Genomic DNA, 23,994 nt, shown 5'->3' on the forward strand with positions numbered 1-23,994 from the left:
TCTGTTGCCGCTTCTTGCAACCTCCCCAAGCCTTGACGGTTAGGGAGGTTTTCTTTCGATCCGGAGGAGTACACTATCAGCAGAAGCAGGCTCTTCCTGATGGCTTCTTCCGAAGCGGAGTTTCTCCAGTATGAACGCGATCAGCATCCTTTTCCTGCGCGGAGCCTACCGCCCGGGAGGAATCAAGGTCTATATACTCTTGCAAAAAGCCCAGTAATTCGGTGTAATAGTAAAAAAAGAGGAGGTGATAGAAATTATGGGAAACCGGACGTTCTTGAGCGTTACCGCGGACACAGGTGAGGGGCAGTATGAAGACGTAGCCTTTGAGACGAATAATTTTCTTGCACCTTTATGGTTCAGTCTCGTCAGTCCGGAGCAGTATCAACGTTATCGCGAACGGCTTTTGACTACCTGGAATGCAGTGAAACCCCATCTGGACAATGAGGACCTTGAGGATGTACCCGAGTGGGAAGCATTCGCCAACGCGTTAAATTGGCATATTCCGTGGAAAGAAGCCGCAGCGCAATTGCGACAGAGCTTGCCTGTTACGTTGGCGCGGTTCCCGGCGCTCGGACCTTATATGTCAGAATGGTTGGAAACTTTATTTACACATGTGCAAACGTATCAAGCTCCTGTCGTTCATTTAGAGCTGGCCCAGTATTTTGATTTTTACACCGATCCGCTCCCTTTTCTGGAGCATCTTGAGGATTGCCTGCATCTTTGGTGGCGTCCGGACGAGATGGGGTTCGAGCGCTGGAACCAAACCATGACTCCGTATCAATGGGGAGGCGAGCATTTACCCAAGATAGCGAGGACGGGGGACGACCGGATAATAACGGAAACCGCGGTTACGCCGGAGCCGGTGGAGGCGCGGATTGCTGAATCTGCTTCTACAAAGAAACGTTCCTCGAAACGTTCGGAAAATTTGTATTTGTGGCTGCTTGCTATCTTATCGGCGGCGCTTTTTATCGGAACATTGCTGTTGACCTCGAATGCGTGGCTTTCAGTGCTGGCGTTCCTTGTTCCCTCGATCTGTATCGTTTTGTGGGAGTTGTTTATTCGTCCTAAGAGGCCTCCTTCCGTCAGAAAAGAAAGTCCGGTTCCGTCGCTTGCGGCAAACAGGATCGCATATTATGATGGGGATTCGCCGATAAAGCTTCAAGGCATCGAAGCTGTCAATAGGGTTGGAAACGAAGCTTTCACTGTCCTCTGGCATCATATTTTGCGAGCAGAAGTTAGTCGGCCGAATCAGATCGAGCTTGTGCTACATGCTGAATTTGAGCGTTTGTATCCGTCGCCTGCGGTTGTTCCTATGAACGCCCATTTGTCAGCCGAACAGATTGCTTCTGCCGCTGCTTGTATGACCAAGCTTTCACGGTAATAAGATCGGGTAAGTCGAGCCGTATCTGATCTTATCGATAAAATGATAACGAAAAGAGGAAGATCGTGGAAAAGGGTCTTTTGGAACAGCTGGAGCTTTGGCATAAAACGAGGGAATACGGAAAAATCGAAAAACGGATTTTGCAAATTCCCGAGATGGAGCGGGATTATGAGCTGCTCAGTCATTTGGCAAGAGCCATGAACAATATGGAACGGTACGAGGATGCGCTGCAATTGCTGCTAAAGATGAAAGATCAAGGCGAGCAGGACCCTCTTTGGCACTTTCGTTTGGGCTATTCCTTTTACTACCTGAAACGATATGAAGAAGCGGAGAAGGCGTTCGAATTTGCCAGCAACCTGGACCCGGCGGATGAGAGTGCCATGATGTTCTTAGATTGGAGCCGGCAAGAAAGCAAACGCTTGAAACAGAAAGGAAAGCAGTCTGTGCGGGCAAAACGCGAACAGAGCAGCGATACCGGGAAAGAAAAAGACCCCTCTACACCTAATTTGGAGCCGTTTCAGTTAGTGGAACATGAAAGTGGACGCATGTCCGTGATTTTGAATGTGGGTACATATAAAGAGGGGATTTTTCAAGAAAGAGCCGATGAAGGGTTTGAAGGCAGCGGTTACGATTGGGGGTCTTTGGCGGCCGTGTTTCTTGCGGAGAGGATGCCTCAGTTGGCGAGCCTCGTACATTTCGACCCGGAAGGCAGCATGTTCTGTGCTTATGCGGACGATCGGGAGGCCTTGCAAAGCTTTGCGATCGCATTTAAAGAGGCTTGCGAGGACGATGCCGTGATCCGGGATTTATTTTCACGAGCAGAATTGGACTGATCCAGTGGGAATAAGGAATAGAGCATCCAAAAAAGAACCTGGGCAGATTTACCAGGTTCTTTGTATTGCGTACGAATAGTCATGATGGTATAATCAGTTCACGACTGTTTTAATTGCGTTAAATTCGCAAGTATCGCATCTTACAATTTAAGTGTAACATGACGGACAGACTCATGTCAAACGTTTTTCTCAATCTAATGGTTAGGAGAGATGTGGATGAGTTCGTGGGTTCTTGGCTTCCAGGAAATCGAAAAATCGCAGCTTTCGCTCGTCGGCGGAAAAGGGCTGCATCTAGGGGAATTGTCCAACATTCAAGGTATACAAGTACCGGAAGGATTTTGTGTTACAACGGCGGGTTATCAAAAAGCGATTGGACAAAACGAAACATACCGCGACTTGGTGGAGCAGCTAAACATGCTGCGAGCGGAAGAACGGGATCGAATTGCTGAAATTAGCGGGAAGCTGCGTCAAATCATTATGGAAGCTGCGATCCCTTCCGAAGTCGTGGAAGCAGTTGCCCGGTCTCTCTCCAAGTTTGGCGAAGAACATGCTTATGCAGTGCGGTCGAGCGCGACTGCCGAAGATTTACCGCATGCCTCTTTTGCTGGTCAGCAAGATACTTTTTTAAATATGATCGGCCTGGATTCCATCTTGCAGCATATCAGCAAATGCTGGGCCTCCTTGTTTACGGATCGAGCCGTGACCTACCGGATACAGAATGGATTCGATCACAGTTTAGTTTATTTAGCGGTTATTGTTCAAAAAATGGTTTTCCCGCAGGCCTCGGGGATTTTATTTACCGCCGATCCTATTACTTCTAACCGAAAAATACTGTCCATTGATGCCAGCTTTGGACTTGGAGAAGCGCTGGTCTCCGGTCTCGTATCCCCCGATTGTTACAAAGTGCGGGGTGGGGAAATCGTCGAGAAGAGGATCGCAGCCAAAAAATTGGCTATCTATGGAAGGAAAGAAGGCGGAACAGAGATAAGAAAGATCAAGCCTGATCAAATGATGTCTCAAACGCTAACGGAGCAACAAATTATACAGTTGGCGCGTATCGGACGTCAGATTGAATCTTATTTAGGTTGCCCGCAAGATATCGAATGGTGTTTGGCTGATGATACCTTTTATATCGTCCAGAGCCGGCCGATCACTACCTTGTACCCGATCCCTGAAGTCAATGATCAAGAAAATCACGTCTATCTATCGGTTGGTCATCAACAAATGATGACAGATCCCATAAAACCGTTGGGGTTGTCTTTTTACCTGCTAATTACCCCTGCACCTATGCGTAAAGCTGGCGGGAGGTTGTTTGTTGATGTTGCATCTAGGCTACAAACACCTGTCGGCCGGGAATCCTTATTAAATGCCATGGAATCTGATCCGCTCATAAAAGGCGCACTCCTGACCCTAATCGAGCGAGATTTTATAAAATTGCTGCCAAGTGATCAAACGACACCGATTCTGAGCAGAAGTCATACCGATACACCGGCGCAATTCGAGAACGATCCGGCGATCGTTTCGGATTTGATCAAGCGCAGTTTAACATCGATAGAAGAATTAAAGCAAACCATCCAAACGAAAACGGGGCCGGAATTATGTGCTTATATACTGGAAGATATCCAGCAATTAAAGAAGATTTTATTTGACCCCCAAAGCTCGGCTGTCATTATGGCAGCCATGAGTGCATCAGCTTGGATTAACGAACATATGGACAAATGGTTGGGGGAAAAAAACGCGGCCGATACGCTTTCGCAATCCGTACCGGGCAATATTACGTCGGAAATGGGCCTGGCGCTTATGGATGTCGCGGATGCGATTCGTCCTTATCCGGAAATCATCGGCTATTTACAGCATACGAAAGAGGACGACTTTCTGGATGAGCTGGTTCAGTATGAAGGCGGAGCTGAAGTCCGAGAGGTTATTTCTGCGTATCTTGACAAATACGGAATGAGATGTGCCGGTGAAATCGATATATCGAAAACTCGCTGGGGTGAAAAGCCTTCGGTGCTTGTCCCCATGATTCTTAGCAATATCAAAAACTTTGAGCCAGGCGCCAGCAAGCGTAAGTTCGAGCAAGGACGACAGGAAGCTTCGATAAAAGAGCAGGAATTATTGCAGCGCTTGAAGCAGCTGCCCGACGGTGAGCATAAAGCCAAAGAAACCAAACGAAGGATCGACCTGATCCGAAACTTCATCGGGTATCGGGAATATCCGAAGTACGGCATGGTTAGCCGCTATTTCGTCTATAAGCTGGCATTGCTGAAGGAAGCCGAACAACTCGTCCGAGCCGGTGTTATTCAGGAAAAAGAAGATATATTTTATCTTGCTTTCGATGAATTACACGAAGTTGTCCGCACCCATAAACTGGATACCGGGATGATTCGGAAACGAAAAGACGAGTATCGGTTATATGAAAAACTAACTCCGCCGCGTGTGATCACTTCCGATGGCGAAATCGTAACAGGCAAGTACAAACGAGACCATATCCCGTCCGGGGCGCTTATTGGTCTGCCTGTTTCTTCCGGAGTGATCGAGGGACGCGCGCGTGTTATTTTGAACATGGAAGAGGCCGATCTGGAGGAGGGGGACATTTTGGTTACCTCCTTTACCGACCCTAGCTGGACGCCTTTGTTTGTGTCGATAAAAGGACTGATCACCGAGGTTGGCGGGCTGATGACCCACGGAGCCGTGATTGCGCGCGAGTATGGCTTGCCGGCCGTTGTCGGAGTGGAGCATGCGACCAAATTGATTAAAGACGGGCAACGAATACGTGTGCATGGAACAGATGGGTTTGTAGAGTTTTTGTAAATCCCGAGTCTCAAGGCTTTACCGGGCAAACGATGCCTCAGTACAGCGCTTTTCAGTTCAAGGAGCCTCAAGTTGGGGCTTCTTTTTGTTTTACTGATTGACCATCTTTGTGTCGTATTTTGTATGCAATTATTAATTATTTGCTTCTATTGGCTCAATATTATGAGTTTGTAAAGGTATTGACTGGGAACATTCTCGAAAGTAAGATTAAATTGCATAATATCGAACAAATATAAACACATAAGCGCATAAGATTAAAGAAACGGATTCCATTTGCGCGAACAGATTGTATTTAACCTCTAGTTGTGCATTTAAAAAGAAAAAAGGAGCGACGTATGAAAACTTCGATGTATCCCAAAACCATCTCGGTCCTTGCCGTCACCATCGCATTGGCCGGTTGCGGACAAGGTGGAGGTCAAGGTGCAGCGCCTGCCGACGGCAAAGCACCGGTCGAAAGCGTGGAGGCATTCACGAAAGAACCGGTAAAACTGACTCTCTACAATAACGGGGCAGGCATCAATACGGCAACGGACTTACAAAAGGTAATCCTGGACCCGGTGCAAAAGATGTATCCGAATATTACGATCGAGCTGCTTGCAGGAAAGAAATTGGAGGATCTGATCGCCGCCGGGGAAACACCGGATATCATCTCGACCAGCAATTTTTCTCTAGATACCTATATCGGCATGGGCTTAGGTTCGGATTTAAACCAGTTCGTTAAAACATTCAAAATCGATCTCAACCGTTTTGAGCCGGAAACGATCAAAAACCTTCGGTTATATGGTAAAAACGGGGAAATCTATGGATTTCCGTTCGCTATGAACTACGGTATGACCGCATACAACAAAGATATTTTCGATAAATACGGCGTCCCGTATTTAAAGGACGGCATGACTTGGGAGCAAGTCATCGATTTGTCCAAAAAAATGACTCGCAGCCAGGATTCGACGCAAATTCTCGGAATCGACCCTGGCTTCCCTCAGCTTTTTTCGCGCGCTTACTCCATCCCTGCAACGGTTGACGGTAAAGCGGTGCTTGCGACCGACGGGTACAAAAAAATGTTTTCCTATCTGCGGAGCGTTTACGATATTCCCGGGATGGTCGAAACGAAGACGAATTATTTGAAGGACAATATCGATTTTTTCACCAAAGAGCAAAGGGTGGCGATCAAGCCTTATTGGATCTCGGCTTTTACATCCAGGGTGCTGCCGCTTGTCGAACAGAACCAAAACTTCAATTGGGATATGGTTTCCTTCCCCAGCTTTGCGGATAAGCCCGGGTATGGCAGGGAAGTCGATTTCCATCTGCTGATGGTGACCCCCGCCAGCAAAAACAAAGATGCGGCTTACCGCGTGCTGCAAGCGATCCAAACGACGGAAGCGCAATCGATGATTAATAAATTCGGGCGTCTTAGCGTCTTGAATGATCCGGCCATTCAAAAAGATTTTGCATCCGATTTGAAAATTTTCGAGGGAAAAAACTTGGCGGGCATATTCTCTGTCAAGCCGGCGCCGCTTCCGCGCGGCAGCATGTATGACTCCAAAATGTATTCGATCCTGAACGAGGCGAATAAAGATATGATCACGGGCGGAAAGGATATTAACACGGTACTGCGGGAAGCCGAGGAAAAAGCGAATAAATATATCGAGGAAGAGAAGCTGAAGCAGCAAAAATAGCCGAACGAGACTAGCGACAAGTTTGGAATACCGGACAAAAGTTACTTAATAATAAAACTGCTGCTATTAAACAGGCAGCAGTTTTATTTGCAGTTCAAACGGTCGTATATAGTAACCATACGCTGAGCATGAATATTAATCCAAAGGCAAATAAACGGTAAAGGTTGTACCTTGCTCAGGCTCACTCACTACGCGGATGAACCCGCCGTGAGCTCTGATCAAGTGATGAGCGATCGATAATCCGAGCCCCGTTCCGCCTGTATGCCGCGAACGAGCCTTTTCCACGCGATAAAAACGATCGAATAGGTGATTAAGGTCTTCGGCTGGAATACCGATGCCGGTGTCTGCCACTGAAACGCATGTATAGGTTGCAGCTCGATCGAGGACCTTGTCTTCCATTACAACCGAAATCTTCCCGCCTTCCGGCGTATAACGGATTGCATTCGTCAACAAATTGATGAACACCTGCGTGATCCGTCTCGCATCGGCCATTACCGTTATCGGCCTTTTGTTTGAATAGAAGCGTATTTCCAGTCCCTTCTCCTCAGCCTCCATATTCACATCGTCCACGATTTGTTCAAGTTTTGCCGCCAGATCGATCGGTTTGCAATCCAAGGCTAAACGGCCCGCTTCCGCTAATGATAACACATGAAGATCTTCCACAAGCAAACTTAAGCGGATCACTTCATCTTGGAGTCTAAGCAGCATTTCCGGAGGTGCATACTCACCGGACTGTTGAGCGTTTTCTAATTTTAGCTGCATGATAGACAGCGGAGTTCGAAGCTCATGAGCGACATCGGCTACCAATCGTCTGCGGGCGTCCTCAGCTTCCCGAAGGCGTAACGTCATATCGTTGAATGTCTGGATGACTTTGCCGTATTCGTCTTTTGATTGTACAGGAACGGACACGTCCAGATCTCCCTGCGCGACGCGTTCGATAGCAGCAACGAGCTTTCTAAGCGGGAGCGTCAGAACTCCCGAAATCCATAAACTGAGGATCAGCCCGGCTGCTATGAAAAATACCCAATTAAGAAATGCGAATGTCTCCATCTTGCCTGAAACGTAAGTCTTTATAATCTCGATTTGTTCCCCAGGCGTTACATCTAAATAAGCTGCACTCATTTCTTCCTTACGAAATTGATCGAACACGGACTCCATGTAAGCCTGTTTGGTTAGTGCATGAACGCCGCCGATAATAAGAACAAGCAGTCCTATATAAAGAAAAACTTTTTGACGAACCGTCAATGTCATGATTGTTCACCGAATCGGTAACCGAAACCGTATACGGTTTGAATATATCGAGGATTGGCAGGATCGTCACCCAGCTTGCGGCGAAGATTCCGGATATGGGAATCCATCGTTCTTTCGTATCCCATATACTCGTCCTCGAGTGCGGTTTTTAACAACTGCAGGCGGCTGAAAACCATCCCGGGCCGCGAAGCGAGCGTGTACAAAACTTTGAATTCCGTCGGTGTCAGCTGGACCTCCTGACCGTCCTTGAATACTTGACATTTGGCCTCGGAAATGACCAGGTTGTCTCTTTCAAGCAGCATCATCTTGTCCTCAGGTCCGCGCAAGCGGCGAAGTAATGCCCGGATGCGCGAAGAGAGCTCGCGCAGGCTGAAAGGCTTTGTCAAGTAATCGTCCGCACCGATTTCCAGACCGACAATTTTATCCGATTCATCGGATCGTGCCGTGACCATGATGATGCCGCAATTCGATGTTTGCCTTAGTTCGCGGCATACGTCGATGCCGCTTTTCTCAGGGAGCATCCAATCCAGCACGACGAGATCAGGTCGTTCAGACCGGGCAATCGCGAGCGCTTCCTTGCCGGTGCAGGCGGTCAATACCCGAAACCCTTCGCGCTGCAAGTAGTTTTGCATCTCCTCAAGCATGCCCGGTTCGTCCTCCACAAGCAGCAATTTGGGCTCCATTCCAATCACATCCTTCCAATGTAGTCTGCTTCCGGTGCAAGAGCACCACTTACCCCAAATTATACTTGGATTCGAAAGGATCTTGAAGAAATCCACACAAAAAGAGGAGCATCTGCATAAGTACTCGACATTTGTTGTTTAAACTGGCTGTGAAGCGATTGAGGGAGGAGGATACAGTAGTTATAGTCGATACAGGGGATGGAATCATTCAATTCGGATACGAAAGCGAGGATTTAAAGATGAGCAACCTATCTGTAGACCGCAAGGAATCTAAAGCCGAGGATCGCACGGTGGAGCGGACCGCTCTTTCACCTCTTGTGGTTGTAGCGCGTTTGGTATTTAAGGCTGCTGTAAAAATATTTGCAATTTGCATTATGATCCAGGTGTTTCTTGCCGGTCTCGCAGTGTTCTGGAGCCCGGCCCAATGGGCAAGCCATACTGGCTTTGCCAGACTTTTGATTCTTGTTTCGATTCTCTTACTCGCGCTATCGTTTATCGCTCGGCTTCCGCTATCACTTCGAATGCGCAGTGCGGGTTTGTTCGGCATCATTATTTTGATTGCGGTCAGCGCCAAATTACCGTCTGGAATTGGATATTTATCCGCTCTTCATCCAGTACTCGCTCTTTTGTTGTTTTTTGGAACGGTGTCCCTCATACAGAAGACCGATGTCATCACAAAACAAAAAGAATCTGCGAAACAAAGCGGTTGAGCTGTATTATGGATTGCAAATCTTAAAACGAATGGAGGGGACAGATGCCGCCCTAATCGATTTGAGTTTATACTTGTCTTTCTATTCATTATCGCATCTGGAGTATCACTGCATTTGGTTGCTTATGATTATGAGAACAGAACTCATTGGTTTCGCATCCTTGTAATTGTTCTATACGGGATGTCCGGAATCCTGATTCTCACTATTATTTTTCCAAGACAATGACTTCAGTCCGTAAAGAACTTTAATTTAAACGAATTAGGAGGCGAAAGAATGTCATCCATCAAGGTACGTTACATTGTCGACGATGTAGATACGACTATCGCATTTTACACGCGGTATCTGGACTTCATTGTCAAAGCACATCCTGCACCTGGGTTTGCCGTTTTGCAGCGAGGTGACTTGAATCTTCTTGTGAATGCCAAAAGTGGTCCAGGCGGAGCCGCTCAAGCGATGCCGGATGGGCGAAAACCGGAACCCGGCGGCTGGAATCGGATTCAAATCGAGGTTGATAACCTGAACCGCTTAGTCGAGACATTGCGTAAAGCCGGTTTAAGCTTTCGCAATGATATTGTCACAGGTTTTGGCGGCAAGCAGATCTTACTGGATGATCCGGCAGGGAATCCTATCGAACTCTTCGAGCCGCCGAGCAAATGATGGAAAGGAGGAGTAGCTAAACAATGAAAATGAAGCTGGTTTTATACGTAATGCTTTGTGCAGTTCTGTTTATTCCGACGATTGCTTATGCTGAAGCGGCCAACGGAAATGTGGGGTATGGAGTGACCACTCCCGGGCGACTCTGGGCCACTATAGACGCGGTGGCAGGGCTGATCGCAGCAATCTTCGCTGGATTGTCTCTCGCACGCTCCGCCGGCCGTTTCCGCACGGGCGCCGGTAACGGGCGACGCGGGGCCATCCTATCCGGGGTGGCGGGGCTGATCGTCATAACCTATGCCATGCTGCATCTGACCATTTACACTGGTGATTTCGGTACCGGCGACGGGCGGGCAGGAGCGATCATTGCCATTGTGATGGGGCTGATCGGCATGGGCCTCGCGGGGCTAACTATCGCCCGATCCCGCTGAGTCGGCTGATCCTTTCCGCAAGGAGAGCGGAAGCAATGAAAGCCGTACGGCTCATTCCGCCCGTCCGTGTGACCCGTGCGGAGACGATCGAAACGTTGAGGCGGGCAATCGCCTCTCCACATAAGTAATGGTCAGGAAGCCACCACACCGCTGAGCGGCCGATGGGGGCTTTTGACTTTTCCTAAATGAAATATGAATTGACAAATCTGGTGGCGGCATTTACACTAGCCTTGTCGCGGTTGTATCAGACTTTTTTGTTTAGGCAATATGGTCTGACCATATGATGTGTTGAGTCTTGAAACACTAAATTACCTATAAATTATGAAGAGAGTGCTTGTTATGGGTCTTCCGGGGGCTCCTCCAAAAGTATTCGGCGTTGCTGCAACGCTTCGCTTCACTTTTGGGGGACCTGGTTAAGGGAATTGCCGCAGCTTATCGCGGACTACTGGACAGACCATATTATGGGGGGAACCATTCAAACTCGAATGAACTGGCGATGAAGGAGAGTTGAACACATGTCAAAAGCGGAAATCGAATCTTTCAATTGCAAAAACGTCTGGGCGCCGGAATATCTCGGAGCAGCCTTCGGGCCGGAAAGCAGCGCGGTACTCTTGCCGGACGGTGCGATCCGGTTCTTCTATACGGATAAATCATGCAAGCCTTCAATCGTCTATTCGCGAACCTCCTCGGACGGCGGAACAACATGGGGGGAGCCGCAGGCGGAGTTTCAGACCCCTTCGGTCGCATATCCGGAGCCGGACAGTCCCCTGATCGATAGTCAAACCTGGTATGCGACCGCATCTTTGCTCGATCCATACGGGGAGATCCATGTGATGTTTCAAGTTTATTATGGAGCCGGAATGATCGGGGTCACGCGTTTTATGGACGTTTACCACATCCGTACAACCGATGGGCGAACCGCCTGGGCAGCCCCGGTTCCGATCCGCTCCAGAATATGGTGCGGCGCGGCGAAAGGATTGACTCTCATTCAAAGGGACGCGGGCTGGCGACTGATTGCGACTTTTGGCGAATGGATCGTCCCGCGGATTCCGGGGGTAGGGGAACTCAACAGCCGTGTTTATTATTCCGACAATAACGGTGAGACCTGGTTGGAAGCGCTTTATGAGGACGGATTGCCGCTGCGCTCTCCGATATCCGACGATTTCAACGGTGCAAACTATGGGGCGATCGAAGGCTGTGTCGTCGAAATGTCCACGCAAGCGCTGCACATTTATTTAAGGACCCAGACGGGGTATCTATACGAATCGGAATCTGCCGATTCGGGCGGCACATGGTCCATAGCCAAGCCTTCCCGTTTTCGCAGCTCCAGCTCGCCCGCGTATGCTGTCAGGCTGAAAGACGGCCGGGTCATCCTGTTTTGGTGCAATCAGCCGCAGCTTCCGAGAATGGAAGCACCGGGAGGAGGTGTTCTTGGTATATACAGCGGCCGGGATGCGCTGCATGCAGCCATCTCGGACGACGGCGGAGCCACCTGGAAAGGCTACAGGGAGGTGTATCTGGATCCGAAACGAAACGAGCAGGCGGTGAAGGGCGATGTCGGGGTTTCTTATCCGGACGCGATCGAAACGGCGGAGGGGAACATTTTTTTGACATGCGGTCAGGGCAATACAACCGCGATGTTTCGTTTTCGTCCGGAATGGCTTTATGAGACGCGGCATGAGGACGATTTTTCGCAAGGTTTGGACGGATGGTCGACGTTCACCGCTCACTACATGGAGCAAGAGACGCCCGGGCTAGGCAAGAAGCCGATGAGGTCCGAAGGAGCGACACTCGTAGAGCATCCGGAGCGGATCGGCTCGAAGGTGCTGCATGTGCGCAAGGCAGAACCGCAGAAGGCCGCAGACGGCGCCGTCTGGAACTTTCCGGGAGGAAACGGAAACGCCGGAACCGTACAATTGCGCATGAAATTCAACAAAGGCTTCAGCGGCGCCTGGATATGTTTAAACGATGCTTTTTATGACCCGTGGTATTCGGATGGCGAAACCAACGCAATATTCAAGCTGAAGGTAAGCCCGGACGGAACGATCGAGAACGGAGAACGCTTGGAGCTTGACCGGTGGCATACGTTGTCGCTTTCCTGGGATTTGAGCAGGCGGAGCTGTGAAGTTTTGGCGGAAGGCATGGGAACAGTCGTCACGTTAACGCAAATCAATCAGCCGGCCGATGGGGCCCCGATCTGTTACTTGCGATTGAAATGCACCGCAGCCGAGCTTTCGGCGGACACCTTCGGTTTTAACGTCGAATCGGTGTCGTCCGATACGGGTGCAGACAAAACAACAATGATCCATCTTGCGCCAGATGGATCAAATTGACGGGCCGGATTATGCAAAATAGATCAAAACGAGGCTGGGGAAGCATGATAAGATACAGGTATAACACCGAGGGAGGTTGACCTGGCGGCGAGCAGGAGCATACAGCAAAGCAACTGAATGTGTCCAGGGAGCAAATATTATTTGTCGCGCCTGTTCCGGGAAATGACGGGGATGACCATCGTGAACTATTTGTCCTACCGCCGCATCAGTTTGGAGCATTTTAGCCGCGTGTTCAAAAAACATGTTGGCGTCTCACCGGATCATTACCGCAAGGAAGGATAAAACTGCATGGAAGCTGCGGCTAACGGATATGTGGCACAATGGCAACGGTTGTTGTCCTTGTGTCTTTTGTTTTAAAAAAGGAGTCGCAGGGTGCAAAGCCGAATAAACAAACAGGCGGCAGCGGTACTGTGGAAGGAAATTCGGCTGCATCATGCTATCCTATGGATCGTAGAGTGGAGATTGTGCGCTTGAAGGATCGGGACGGACCGGTGAGGGGGGACAGTTGTGACTTTGAAGGTGGGAATAGTGGGCATACGCGGATTGAGTGCAGCGCTCGGGATTCAATCGTACGATGGCGACGCGGAGGTTGTCGCCGTGTGCGATCTACAGGAGACGTTTATGCGGGAACGGTCGGCGATGTTCCGAATTCCGCATACGTACCGCGTGTATGAGGATATGCTGGCGTCAGACATTGATGCCGTCTTTGTCGCGACCCCGATGCACCTTCATGTGCAGCATACGATTCAGGCATTGGAAGCGGGCAAGCACGTGTTTTGCGAAGTAACGGCGGGCGTGACGATGGACGAACTGTGGTGGTTGAAGGAAGCGGTGGAAAAGCACGGCAAAGTGTATATGATGGGTGAAAACTACTGCTACATTCCGCAAAACCAGCTGATTGGGCAAATGATTCGCGAAGGCCGCTTCGGCGAGGTGTATTACGCCGAGGGCGAATATTTGCACAACAACCGGAAGCTGGCTTACGGCTACAACCGGCGCCAACGCGAGCTGGATCCGTGGGCAGATCGAACGTCCTGGCGCCATTACTGGCAGCTTGGAAAACGAGGCAACTTTTACCCGACGCATGAGCTTGGGCCGCTGATGCAATGGTTTCAAGGCGACCGGATCGAAAGTGTCGCCTGCTTCGGGAGCGGCTCCCACACGGCGCCGGAATTCCGGCAGGAAGATACGTCGATTACGATGGTCCGGCTGCGCAGCGGCAAGCTGTTGAAGCTCCGGCTGGACTGTATCTCGAACCGTCCCATTGTATACAGCTACTTTGCGGTGCAAGGGACAAAAGGGGCGTACGAATCGCCGCGCGGTCTCAATGACAGTCATAAAGTGTATTTTCACAAAGAAGGAACGGATCGGGAAGAAGCCGTGTGGGAGCCGCTGGAAAACTATTATGAGGAGTTGCCGGAACGGTACCGCAATGCGACACCGGCGCAAAAACGGGTAGGGCACTGGGGCGGCGATTTTTTTATTGTGCACGACTTTATCGATGCGATTCGTGGGTTGAAGCCGATTCCGATCGACGTGTACGATGCGTGCGAATGGTCGGCGGTGGCGATGTTGTCGGAGTTGTCTATTATGAACGGCGGGCGGGTGATTGCGATGCCCGATTTTCGCCAGGCCAAGACAACACGCGATCAGGAATTGAAGCTGTGGTAAACAGGAAGGAAACGTCCGGCGTCTTTTTCAGGGGCACGTGATTCGCGCTGCCTCTTTTTATTCTGACATCAGAGTTCTTCTTGATCTTCTAAAACAAAGCAAACCCTATCAACTCTCCATCTTGTATTGATCAAGATTGATCAAAGTCTGGAAGCGCATATTTGCTATTCTAAATGCAAGTGCTACCATTCCATGCAAAGGAGAATGTAGACAGGAAGAAGAGCAGAAGAGCGTTTCTATTTGTGGCGTTTGTTATGGTGCTGGCAGCTACAGCAATATGGGCGTCAGCACAGAGCAGCAACGCAGGGACGAAGAGCTGGTGGTAGCCGAGGGAGAACGAGTCCTAGGCTAGTATTAGGAAGAGAAGCCGTTTAGTGAAAGGTGCGGTCGACAAACCGACTTAATCCGTAAAAAGATGGCAGTGTGGATTTATGCGAAAAAGAAAGCTTGGTGAAACTGCCAAGCTTTTTCGACGTATAGTGAAACAAGAGGCGCTGAAAAAAGGAAAATGAGGGAAAATGTCGAATATTCCCCATCAGTCAATCCTTATGGCAGCAATCCGGCTTTGCCCTATGCATGGTTTAGGCCCGGACGTAAATTTTGGAGGGTTATTTTGAAGGGGTAAAGGGGGTGTGCATTTGACTGGGAGCAAATACATAAAACTGCTCGGATTGATTGCCGGTGTGGCGGTACTGAATATTGTTGTGTTCTCTCCCGGATTCGTAGGTCTTTCGATCGGCGGAGGCGCTCTCGCCGCGGCTTCCGGGGTGACCCTGCTGCTGGCCAGCGCTGTTGCGCTGCTGTACGGGAGCTACGTTCTGCTGGCCCGGCAGCCCGAAGCGTTACCGGTCAAGCAGGTCACCACCCACGAAGACTACGTGGAAGCTTTGACCCGTTATGAACGCGTCAAACCGATTGGGAGCGATATTCGCTTCGCTCTGGAGCAGATGGAGCGGATCAGGAAAAAGAAAGAAACGCTGATGGACGTCCTTAACCAGCGGTTCGAACCGGGCGAGCTAAGCTACAAAAAGTTTGCCTCGGTAATCCGCGAGGTTGAAAAGCTGTTTTATCTAAACTTGCGAAGTTTGTTAAACCGGCTCCATGTGTTCGACGAAGCGGATTTCGCTAGCGTCATGACGCAGAAGACCGCCCGTTATTCCAAACAGCTGCTTCAGGAAAAGACGACTATGTACAACGATTTTCTATCGTTCCTGAAGTACTCGCTGGACAATAACGAGGAGATTTTGTTAAAGCTGGATAAGCTGCTGCTGGAAATATCCCGCCTGGACAGCTTCGAGCCCGGCGACATCGAGAACATGCCTTGCATGCAGGAGATTGACTCGTTAATCAAGCAAACCAAATATTACAAACAGTGAGAAGGTGCAGGATTGGCAAAGAAAAAAAACAAGTTTTACCTGACCGCGCTCCTGATCCTGGCGGTTGTGTTCGCTCTTGTCTATTTTGGGATCAATCTGACTTCCAATCTTGGCAAATCGAAGTCCCAGGTTACGCTGGAGGAAGCGGCCAAGCAGCTGAACAAGCTTTACGGCAATATCAAGGTCACGAACGAGCCTACGGTAAAAGGACAAATCGACTTGAACCCGATCGATGTGGCCGAGTCGCTGCCGGACATCTCCAAGTTTCCGGTCACGGTAAACAACTCGACGAACAATTTCGTGGAAATTTTCTCCTCGACGGAAAAATCCGGCACCGGGGTGGACGGATGGCTGACCGACGTGGCGACCGAGTTCAACAAGGCAAACATAACCGTTGACGGCAAACCCGTATCGGTCAAAGTGCGCAATATCGCCTCGGGGACGGCGGCGGACTATATCAAGTCGGGCAAGTATGTTCCGGACGCTTTCACGCCTTCCAACGAGCTGTGGGGCGAGATGGTGAAGGCTAGCGGCGTCAAGGTGCAAAAGGTGACGGACCGTCTCGTCGGCAACGTGCCGGGTATCGTTATTGCCAAGTCCAAATACGATGGCTTGATGGGGACATACGGAGCGATTAATATCAAGACGGTAACGGACGCGATTGCGGACAATGAGTTTTCGATGGGCTACACGGACCCGTTCGCAAGCTCGACCGGTTTGAACTTTCTTGTTACGGCGCTGAACACGTTCGATAGCTCTAATCTGCTGAGTGACAAGGCTGTGAAAGGGTTTGAGAAGTTCCAGGCCAACGTGCCCTTCATCGCGTCGACGACGATACAGATGCGTGACGCAGCTAAATCCGGCGCTTTGGACGGCTTCGTGCTGGAGTACCAAACCTACGTCAACGCGGCCGATTTGAAGGGCGGTTACGTGTTCACGCCTTTCGGCGTCAGGCATGACAGTCCGCTGTATGCACTGGGCGACCTGCCGCAGGCGAAGTTGGACATCATTAAGAAATTTGCCGAATTCGTCACGCAGGAGAAGTACCAGAAAACCGCTAAGGACAAAGGCTTCAATAATCTCGATGACTACAAGTCGGAGATGGCCGTGGTGGACGGCAGTCTGCTGTCGGCGGCTCAGAAGCTGTGGAAAGAGAAGAAAAACGGCGGCAAGCCGATTGCCGCGGTGTTCGTCGCCGACGTGTCCGGCAGCATGGCGGGCGAACCGCTGAACCGCTTGAAGGAGTCGCTGCTGAAGGGGCAGAAATATTTGGGCAAAGATAACAGCATCGGCCTTATCTCGTACTCCAGCTCCGTTTCCGTCCGGCTTCCGATCGGCAAGTTCGATACGAACCAGCAGTCCATGTTCGTCGGTGCGGTGAACAGCCTCCAAGCCAATGGGGGAACGGCGACGTTTGATGCCATTGTCGTGGCGATCAAAATGCTGCAAGACAAGATGCTTGAAAATCCGAATATGAAGCCGATTATTTTCGTACTGAGCGACGGAGAGACGAACGAAGGCTACTCGCTCAAAGACATCAAAGATCTGATCGAAGGCTACGGAGTGCCCATATACACCGTTGGCTACAATGCCAATATCAAAGCGCTGCAAAGCATCTCGAGCATCAACGAGGCGGCCAGCATCAATGCGGACACCGACGATGTCGTCTACAAGATCGGAAACCTGTTCAATGTTCAAATGTAGCTTTGGCAATGAGCCTACTATACCAGGGGAGGAATACGATGTCGTTCTCAATGGAAGTTGCAAGTACGGAAGCGATTAAAGCTGTGATTGAGCAGGAGGTGAAGCCGGTACCCGAAGAAGTTGTGAAGCTGAAGGAGCTGGCGCTTGCCAACGTTTCGGCGATCATGTCGCTGGATGTCGAGTCGCTGGAGAAGCGCAAGGAGATTCTGGTCTCGATCGAATCATTCGGCATGAATACGATGAAGTCGTCTTCGGAGAAAAACGCTTTGCTTCAAATATCCGTCGGGAATTTGTCCAAGGTGGGGGATGACGGCGGTCAAGTGGCCAAGGGCTTAGCGGAGCTGCATATGCAGCTGAAGGATCTGGACCCGAGTTTGATCGATTTCGCCAAGACCGGATTTCTGGGCAAATTGTTCAATCCGCTGCGCGCTTACTTCCTGAAATACCAGAAAGCCGATTCGGTCATTGCCGATATCGTGGTATCGCTCGATAAGGGCAAGTCTACGCTCAAAAACGATAACACCACGCTGGAGATCGAGCAGCAGACGTTACGGGATTTAACCAAAAAGCTGCAGAAGGAAATTCAGCTTGGCGGATTGATGGATGAATCGATTGAAGGGCAGATCGAAGCGGCCAAACAGCGAAACGAAGACCCTGACAAAATCCGCTTCATAACCGAGGAAGTATTGTTCCCGCTGCGCCAGCGGGTGATGGACCTGCAGCAGATGCTGGTCGTCAATCAACAGGGCATTATGGCGATCGAGGTGGTCATCCGCAACAACAAGGAACTGATTCGCGGGGTGGACCGGGCGCAAAATGTCACGATTTCGGCGCTGAAAATTGCCGTAACGGTCGCAAGCGCGCTGTACAATCAACAAATCGTGCTGAAGAAGATCGAACTGCTCAACCAGACGACAAACGAGCTGATCGCCGGCACGTCCCGCATGCTGAAAAACCAGGGAGCTGCGATTCAGAAGCAATCGATGGAGGCGAATATTTCCGTCGATACGCTGAAGCAGGCGTTTGGCGATGTGCTTTCGGCACTTGATTCCATCAGTGTCTACAAGCAGGAGGCGCTGCCGAGAATGCGCCAAACGATCGATCAATTCCGGACGCTGGCCGACGAGGGCGAGAAGCAGATCGTGCGTTTGGAAAAAGGCCACAAGCTGGGGCTATAACCCTGTTGGAAGAGTGAAGAGGACTAAGCAATCATACATGAAATAATAGAGGAGGAAGGCTGCAAAAGCCTTCCTCCTTCCATTTAGTCGCCCAGCATACGCCAACTGTCGAATTCGTGGATGGCATATCCGCTATAGGCCGGATGATCCGACAAAGCGGAGGCAAGCCCGTTAATCGTTTCGTTCATCTTTCGTTGACCCAAGTCGTAAAAGCTGGAGTTCGCCTCGCCGTTGTCCATCGTATCCACTCCGATAACGACGGGTTTGCCCGATGCCGCCGCTTCCTTCAGCTCGTGGCTAACCGCCTGAACGATGCCGAAGGCGTTGTCGATGTAAGCCATCAAGGTGATCTGATCGAGCCGTCCGATCATATAATCGGTCAGCGTCGTCGTGTCGCCTTTTCCGTCCGGCACGAGGAACCATTGCAGCCATACCGGCAAGTCGGCACCGACCGTCAAGTATGAATCGCTCTTGACCTCCTGTACGTATCCGCTGACGGTATCCATCCAATACCCGATGATCGTATCCTGGTCGGTCCGCCACTGCGGAAGAACGTAAGGTTCCACGTCGAGATGGATACCGCTGAACCGTTCGGACGATCGGGAGCTGTTGTTGTACGCCTTCACCCAGTAAATAAATTTGTACAGGTCTCCCTGATGTCCGGGAAGCACCCAATCGGGTTTGCCGGCCAAAGCATGAATGGCGATGCCCCGGGCTCCGGCTTCCCGTATGAAGGAGCGATAGACGTCGAGCGGAATGTCGTCGTCCGCTTGCAAGTAGACGAGGTTGATTCCGTTTTGGGTCAAATAATCGAGCGTCGAATCTTTGTCTCTCCAGATGGCGTACGTGTTCCACATCCACGTTGCCGCGATCTTGCCGGAGCCTTCGGCCGCCGCTTTGGGCGTTACGCCGGTTTGCAGGGGCAGGGAGACGAGACCTTGCACGAGCGCCAGGCTCAAAAGCACCTTAACGGCCAATCGAGAAATTTTGCTGTTCATATCATCCTCCAACTATGTAATAGCGCCGGCAAGACGACTCCTGCCGGCGCGTGTTTATTTGGTACAGACGATAGTGCCGGAATCTTGAAGCTCCATGCCCGATTCGCATTTCGGTTCTTCCTTCGCTTCTTTGTATTCGATCCCGAATTCTTCAAAACGATTTTTGTTCGAGAACGCGTAGGAAAAATAGGCGGTTACCGGCTGCTCCGCTTGCTTCAAGGTTTGTAACTGATGTTTCAAATTCCGATTCGCGTTGGATTGCAAGCTGAAGTACGAGTACGAAACCATGGCGACATTGATGAACAGGACGCCGACCATGAGCGAGCTGATACCCCGGATGACCTTGCGTTCCTGAAAGCTGAAGCCGAGCAGCGCGATGATAAACGGCAGCAGCCACAAGTGAGGGACGTAGCGCGCCCACCAGGCCGCATAATTAATAAAGACGGCCGCGAACAGAATGGCGAGCAAGCCGAGCACGACCATCGTTCGGGGGATATTGAACAAGAACGACATGATCAGCACGAGCAGGCATAGGACGAGCACGCCGCTGAACAGCGGGCCGAATCCACTGATCGCCGTATCCGGGATGCCGTAATACTGCAATTCCTCCATGCTGAACGTAAACGGCGTCTTCAGCTTCGTCTCGTCGCGTTTCGTGCTGTTGCCTTCCGTCTGCGAGAAATAGGAGACGATCGCTTCTTCGAACCGGTTCATCGTCATGAAGCTGGTCGGCGTAAATGCGGCCACGACGTCTTTGGAATCTTCCCCGGCAAGCGGGTAAAACGGATTATGGTCTCTCACCGTATTCGTCACGTACGGATTAAAGCCGAGAATGGCTGCGCCTATAATCGCGCTGGCGGACATGACGATCAGCATCTTTTTAAGCAGGGCGTGCTTTTGCGCAATATAAAGGGCAAGGACGAGCCCGATGCAAAAAATGCCGACATAGGCGATCGCCGTAAACTTGTTGTTGATCGCCAGCGCCATACAAAGCGCATACGCAATCATCAAATAGTGGCTGTACCTCAAGTAGATGAGCACGCTTAGAGACACGAGACAAATGAGCAGCGAACCGAGCTGGCCATCGACGTAAAAGCTGAGGCTCTGGTAAATGCTTACCGGATTGCAGGCGAGCAGCAGGGCAAATACGACGGCAATGCCCCGTTTGCGCGGCAACACTTCGGCCAAGGCCGCAAAGCTCAGGAAAAACGAGGCCAGGATGAGCAGGAAGTTGAACACCTTGCTTAGCTCGATTTGACCGGTCACCGCGTACAGGGCGGCGGCAATCGTCTCTCCGGCCTTCGCGTAGTGGTCGATCCAGATCGCGTATGGAACGCCTTGTTCCCCAAGCGGTTTATCGTAAAACGGGTTCCAGCCTCCGGCCAATTGAAGGATGCCTTCCTGGTGGTACGTCTGGCCGTCATAGCTGAGGTCGTAATAATGGCCGCTGACGCCGATGAACATAAAAAACAGCACGGCCGATAGGAGAAGGCTGATCCCGAAATAAAGCAGGTATCGGTCCGGAAAATAAGTTTTTGCCGCAAACCAGACGAATGCAAGCGTTGCAGCCAGCGCAATGAACAAGTTGGCAGCCGTGACCGTTACGTTCACGAGAAACAGCAGCGTAGTGACCGCGAATACAGCGGCCGTAAAAACGAGCAGGTAAAACCCTGTGAGCAGGCTCGTGTTCTGAATTCGGTCATTCATCTCTATATCTCTCCTTACTCCACGAAAAATTTACACGATCAAGGAAGCCAGCCATCCGATCAACGTTCCGACACCTAACCCGCCGGCGATTTCGATTTTCGAATGCCCCTGCTTTTCCCTCAGCATGGACGACTCCTCGCCGGGATGCCTTCGCGAAATGACGTTGATCCAGCGCGAGTTTTCCCCGACAGCCCTCCTGACTCCCGTTGCATCAATCATCACGATCATGAGAACGGCTACTCCGAGGCCGAACAAGGGGCTGTCCCACCCGGCTGTAAAACCGATCAACATCGTGATGGAGGAGACGACGGAGGTGTGCGTGCTCGGGAATCCGCCATTGCCGATATGCTCCTTCGCCCGTTTCCCGTGTTTGAACGAATTTATTGCAAATTTCAGGCAGCCGGAGGCGACCCAGGCGATCATCGGTACGGCTGCGAATAGGTAGCTATGAACGTCTTTCATAATGTGTAATCAATCCCCCGTGTGCGCGAGTTCGTTCTTCTCAAGCTCTCGAAATGAACGCGACGCCGATCAAAACAAAACCGATGCCGAGCCATTTCATCGCGGTGAACGCTTCGTTGAACATGTAGTAGCCGGCTATCGCCACGATGACATAACTGAGGCTAACCATCGGATACGCGATGCTTATATTCATTTGTTTGAGCGTGAGCAGCCAGAATAAGGAGCTGAGCGCGTAAGCGAACAGTCCGGCCAGCACGGGCCACGAACTGAACATTTTCACGACGGGCGGTGCTTGGCTGAAGAGGGGCTTCGGGCTTACGAGTCCCCACTTCATCATCAGTTGCCCGATCACCCCCAGCAATATGGATGTCAGCAGCCATACGAATTTCATCCCGATACCTCCGTAATATCAGTAGCATGTTTGTTTTTAGGGGGCTCCCCCAAAAGTACTCGGAATCAGCTTCGAAGACCGGCTTCACTTTTGGGGGACCTAATCACTCCAAATAAATCAAAATAAGCACGACCGAGAACGCGTACAGCATAACCGTTACGAGAATATGACGGTCTTCGAACAGCACCTTCTCCGGCTTGCCGCCTTTGTTCTCCATATGAATCAGGTACAAATACCGGAACACCCCGTACAGCACGAAAATTAGCGTCCACATCAAGTGGATCGTATGGCCGGACGTAAAAGTGAACAAGGCGTAGCTCATAATCGTCGCCGTCGTTACAACGCTGTTGAGCTGATTCAGCAGCTCGACCGAATAAAAGTCGAGCACTTTCCGGTGCGCCCCTTTGCCCGTTTGCAGCGAATGCACTTCATGTCTGCGTTTGCTGATCGCGAGAAAGATAGAGAGCAGCAACGTACAGATGAGAAACCAAGGCGTGAGGGCTACGCCGATGACGAGTCCGCCGCCGATGGCGCGCAGTACGAAGCCGGAAGCGACAATCAGAACGTCGATGATGACGATGTGTTTGAACTGGAACGAGTATCCGACGTTCAGCAGGAAGTAGACGAGCAGCAGCAGGCTGAACAGCGGACTGAACGAGAATGCCGCAAACAGCGAGAACACGAGCATCGCCGCCCCGAGCAACAGGGCGCCAGCCGGATGGATCGCGCCGGAAGCCATCGGACGATGACGCTTGTCCGGGTGCTGGCGGTCCGCTTCGCGGTCTACAAAGTCGTTCAGAATATAAACGCAGCTCGAGACGAAACAAAACAAGAAAAAGCCGGCGATCGAGTGGAACAGCATGTCCAGGTTCGACTTTTTAATGGAGAAGATCAGAGCGGCGAAAACCAACAAATTTTTCGTCCATTGCCGCGGGCGAAGCTGAATGAAATACATGTAGAGCGAATAGGGGAACGAAGCCGTCTTCTTTCCTTTGGCATTTACGTTCGAGTTCGGAATACTCATCAGTTAACCATCCTTTTCTCTCGGCTTACAAGCGGGAAATACTCCTTTCCGAAAGGTATCTCTCATTTTTCGATCGATCTTTATAAAGAACACCATGTATGATTATAATGAATAGATCGTTCTTTATAAAGTACGAATGTAGGGAGAAAACCGGGGGAATTTGGAGGAAAACGCGGGATTATGTTCTTTTTATAGAACTTTGTCGACTATTTGCTATTTTTAATTTTGTTTCTTTTGCGCTATACTCGTAATTGGTTCTTTAATAAGAACAATACTATGCAAGGCCGGAATCATCCATGCGACGTTTACCCTTCGGAGGGAAATCTCTTACAAGGAAGTTTTGAGAGTATGATAGGGAAGCGAGTAAAAGATTTGCGCCTTGAGAGAGGCATCTCGTTGTCGGAGCTGGCGGAGTCTGCCGGAGTGGCAAAATCTTACTTAAGCATGATCGAAAGAGACATTCAAACGAACCCATCGATTCATTTTTTGGAGAAGCTTGCCAAAGTACTGCGAGTAAATGTGGAATATTTGCTGCATTCCGAAAGGGGTGACGATTTAGGCCGAATGGCGGACGATTTTCGCGCGCTGCCTTCCGATTGGATCCAGCTGATTCGCGGCGCGATCTCATTCGGGGTAAGCAAAGCCGATGTTGAACATTTTATCGAAAGCAAGATCAAGGAAATGTCTGACAAAACCGATAAGTAAAGTCGCCGGCCAGGG

21 protein-coding genes are annotated in these 23,994 nt (G+C 50.5%); 14 read left to right on the top strand and 7 right to left on the bottom strand.

The genetic code is table 11. The annotated features are described in order from the left end of the window. Positions 1-256 precede the first annotated feature (256 nt). The 4 genes from D7M11_RS03890 to D7M11_RS03905 all read left to right on the top strand — a co-directional run bounded on the left by D7M11_RS03890 (position 257) and on the right by D7M11_RS03905 (position 6,701). Positions 257-1,381 (top strand): hypothetical protein, encoded by a 1,125-nt coding sequence (locus D7M11_RS03890; protein WP_120745854.1) that lies wholly within the window; start codon positions 257-259, stop codon positions 1,379-1,381. Between the two features lie 155 nt (positions 1,382-1,536). Next, positions 1,537-2,214: an Imm51 family immunity protein gene (locus D7M11_RS03895; RefSeq protein ID WP_120746073.1), complete on the top strand. Its 678-nt coding sequence runs from the start codon at positions 1,537-1,539 to the stop codon at positions 2,212-2,214. A gap of 216 nt (positions 2,215-2,430) precedes the next feature. After that, on the top strand, positions 2,431-5,025 hold the full coding sequence (ppsA, locus tag D7M11_RS03900) for a phosphoenolpyruvate synthase (protein WP_120745855.1): 2,595 nt from the start codon (positions 2,431-2,433) through the stop codon (positions 5,023-5,025). A 335-nt stretch (positions 5,026-5,360) separates the two neighbouring features. Further along, on the top strand, positions 5,361-6,701 hold the full coding sequence (locus D7M11_RS03905) for an ABC transporter substrate-binding protein (protein ID WP_120745856.1): 1,341 nt from the start codon (positions 5,361-5,363) through the stop codon (positions 6,699-6,701). Positions 6,702-6,836: 135 nt separating this feature from the next. Here D7M11_RS03905 and D7M11_RS03910 read toward each other — a convergent pair whose 3' ends face one another. Both D7M11_RS03910 and D7M11_RS03915 read right to left on the bottom strand, forming a co-directional pair. Then, positions 6,837-7,952 carry a sensor histidine kinase gene (locus tag D7M11_RS03910; protein WP_120745857.1) on the bottom strand — a complete coding sequence of 372 codons (1,116 nt, stop codon included), beginning with the start codon at positions 7,950-7,952 and terminating at the stop codon, positions 6,837-6,839. After that, positions 7,949-8,635, bottom strand: a complete 687-nt coding sequence (locus tag D7M11_RS03915) for a response regulator transcription factor (protein WP_120745858.1) — start codon at positions 8,633-8,635, stop codon at positions 7,949-7,951. Before D7M11_RS03915 ends, D7M11_RS03910 begins: the two co-directional genes overlap by 4 nt. Before the next feature lie 134 nt (positions 8,636-8,769). Between D7M11_RS03915 and D7M11_RS03920 the strand changes: the two genes are divergently transcribed. From D7M11_RS03920 to D7M11_RS03955, 9 genes are all read left to right on the top strand, one after another. Then, positions 8,770-9,345 (top strand): DUF6220 domain-containing protein, encoded by a 576-nt coding sequence (locus tag D7M11_RS03920; RefSeq protein WP_193556098.1) that lies wholly within the window; start codon positions 8,770-8,772, stop codon positions 9,343-9,345. Between the two features lie 273 nt (positions 9,346-9,618). Next, positions 9,619-10,002: a VOC family protein gene (locus D7M11_RS03925; RefSeq protein WP_120745860.1), complete on the top strand. Its 384-nt coding sequence runs from the start codon at positions 9,619-9,621 to the stop codon at positions 10,000-10,002. Positions 10,003-10,025: 23 nt separating this feature from the next. Further along, the gene (locus tag D7M11_RS03930; protein ID WP_120745861.1) at positions 10,026-10,430 is read left to right on the top strand and encodes a DUF6223 family protein; all 405 of its coding nucleotides are present in this window, start codon (positions 10,026-10,028) and stop codon (positions 10,428-10,430) included. A 515-nt stretch (positions 10,431-10,945) separates the two neighbouring features. After that, positions 10,946-12,763, top strand: coding sequence for a sialidase family protein (locus D7M11_RS03935; protein WP_120745862.1), 1,818 nt, complete (start codon positions 10,946-10,948; stop codon positions 12,761-12,763). Positions 12,764-12,904: 141 nt separating this feature from the next. Then, positions 12,905-13,045 (top strand): hypothetical protein, encoded by a 141-nt coding sequence (locus tag D7M11_RS36285; RefSeq protein ID WP_158606415.1) that lies wholly within the window; start codon positions 12,905-12,907, stop codon positions 13,043-13,045. 225 nt (positions 13,046-13,270) lie between these two features. Continuing rightward, the gene (locus D7M11_RS03940; RefSeq protein WP_120745863.1) at positions 13,271-14,434 is read left to right on the top strand and encodes a Gfo/Idh/MocA family protein; all 1,164 of its coding nucleotides are present in this window, start codon (positions 13,271-13,273) and stop codon (positions 14,432-14,434) included. 632 nt (positions 14,435-15,066) lie between these two features. Then, positions 15,067-15,810, top strand: a complete 744-nt coding sequence (locus D7M11_RS03945; RefSeq protein WP_338042469.1) for a hypothetical protein — start codon at positions 15,067-15,069, stop codon at positions 15,808-15,810. 12 nt (positions 15,811-15,822) lie between these two features. Next, entirely contained in the window at positions 15,823-17,514 is a 1,692-nt protein-coding gene (locus D7M11_RS03950; protein ID WP_193556099.1) for a substrate-binding and vWA domain-containing protein, read from the top strand. A 38-nt stretch (positions 17,515-17,552) separates the two neighbouring features. Continuing rightward, complete coding sequence (locus tag D7M11_RS03955) at positions 17,553-18,692, top strand: toxic anion resistance protein (RefSeq protein WP_120745865.1); 1,140 nt, start codon at positions 17,553-17,555, stop codon at positions 18,690-18,692. A gap of 83 nt (positions 18,693-18,775) precedes the next feature. Here the strand turns inward: D7M11_RS03955 and D7M11_RS03960 are convergent, their stop codons facing one another. The 5 genes from D7M11_RS03960 to D7M11_RS03980 all read right to left on the bottom strand — a co-directional run bounded on the left by D7M11_RS03960 (position 18,776) and on the right by D7M11_RS03980 (position 23,205). Then, on the bottom strand, positions 18,776-19,690 hold the full coding sequence (locus D7M11_RS03960; protein ID WP_120745866.1) for a hypothetical protein: 915 nt from the start codon (positions 19,688-19,690) through the stop codon (positions 18,776-18,778). 54 nt (positions 19,691-19,744) lie between these two features. Further along, positions 19,745-21,397 carry a hypothetical protein gene (locus tag D7M11_RS03965; protein ID WP_120745867.1) on the bottom strand — a complete coding sequence of 551 codons (1,653 nt, stop codon included), beginning with the start codon at positions 21,395-21,397 and terminating at the stop codon, positions 19,745-19,747. Positions 21,398-21,427: 30 nt separating this feature from the next. Beyond that, positions 21,428-21,859 (bottom strand): divergent PAP2 family protein, encoded by a 432-nt coding sequence (locus tag D7M11_RS03970; RefSeq protein WP_120745868.1) that lies wholly within the window; start codon positions 21,857-21,859, stop codon positions 21,428-21,430. Between the two features lie 40 nt (positions 21,860-21,899). Further along, positions 21,900-22,250, bottom strand: a complete 351-nt coding sequence (locus tag D7M11_RS03975; protein WP_120745869.1) for an EamA family transporter — start codon at positions 22,248-22,250, stop codon at positions 21,900-21,902. A 103-nt stretch (positions 22,251-22,353) separates the two neighbouring features. After that, positions 22,354-23,205 (bottom strand): decaprenyl-phosphate phosphoribosyltransferase, encoded by an 852-nt coding sequence (locus D7M11_RS03980; protein WP_240040955.1) that lies wholly within the window; start codon positions 23,203-23,205, stop codon positions 22,354-22,356. Positions 23,206-23,622: 417 nt separating this feature from the next. Between D7M11_RS03980 and D7M11_RS03985 the strand changes: the two genes are divergently transcribed. Further along, positions 23,623-23,979, top strand: a complete 357-nt coding sequence (locus tag D7M11_RS03985) for a helix-turn-helix domain-containing protein (RefSeq protein WP_120745871.1) — start codon at positions 23,623-23,625, stop codon at positions 23,977-23,979. Positions 23,980-23,994: the final 15 nt, after the last annotated feature.

This window comes from Paenibacillus ginsengarvi (assembly GCF_003626695.1).
Lineage (GTDB): Bacteria > Bacillota > Bacilli > Paenibacillales > NBRC-103111 > Paenibacillus_AB > Paenibacillus_AB ginsengarvi.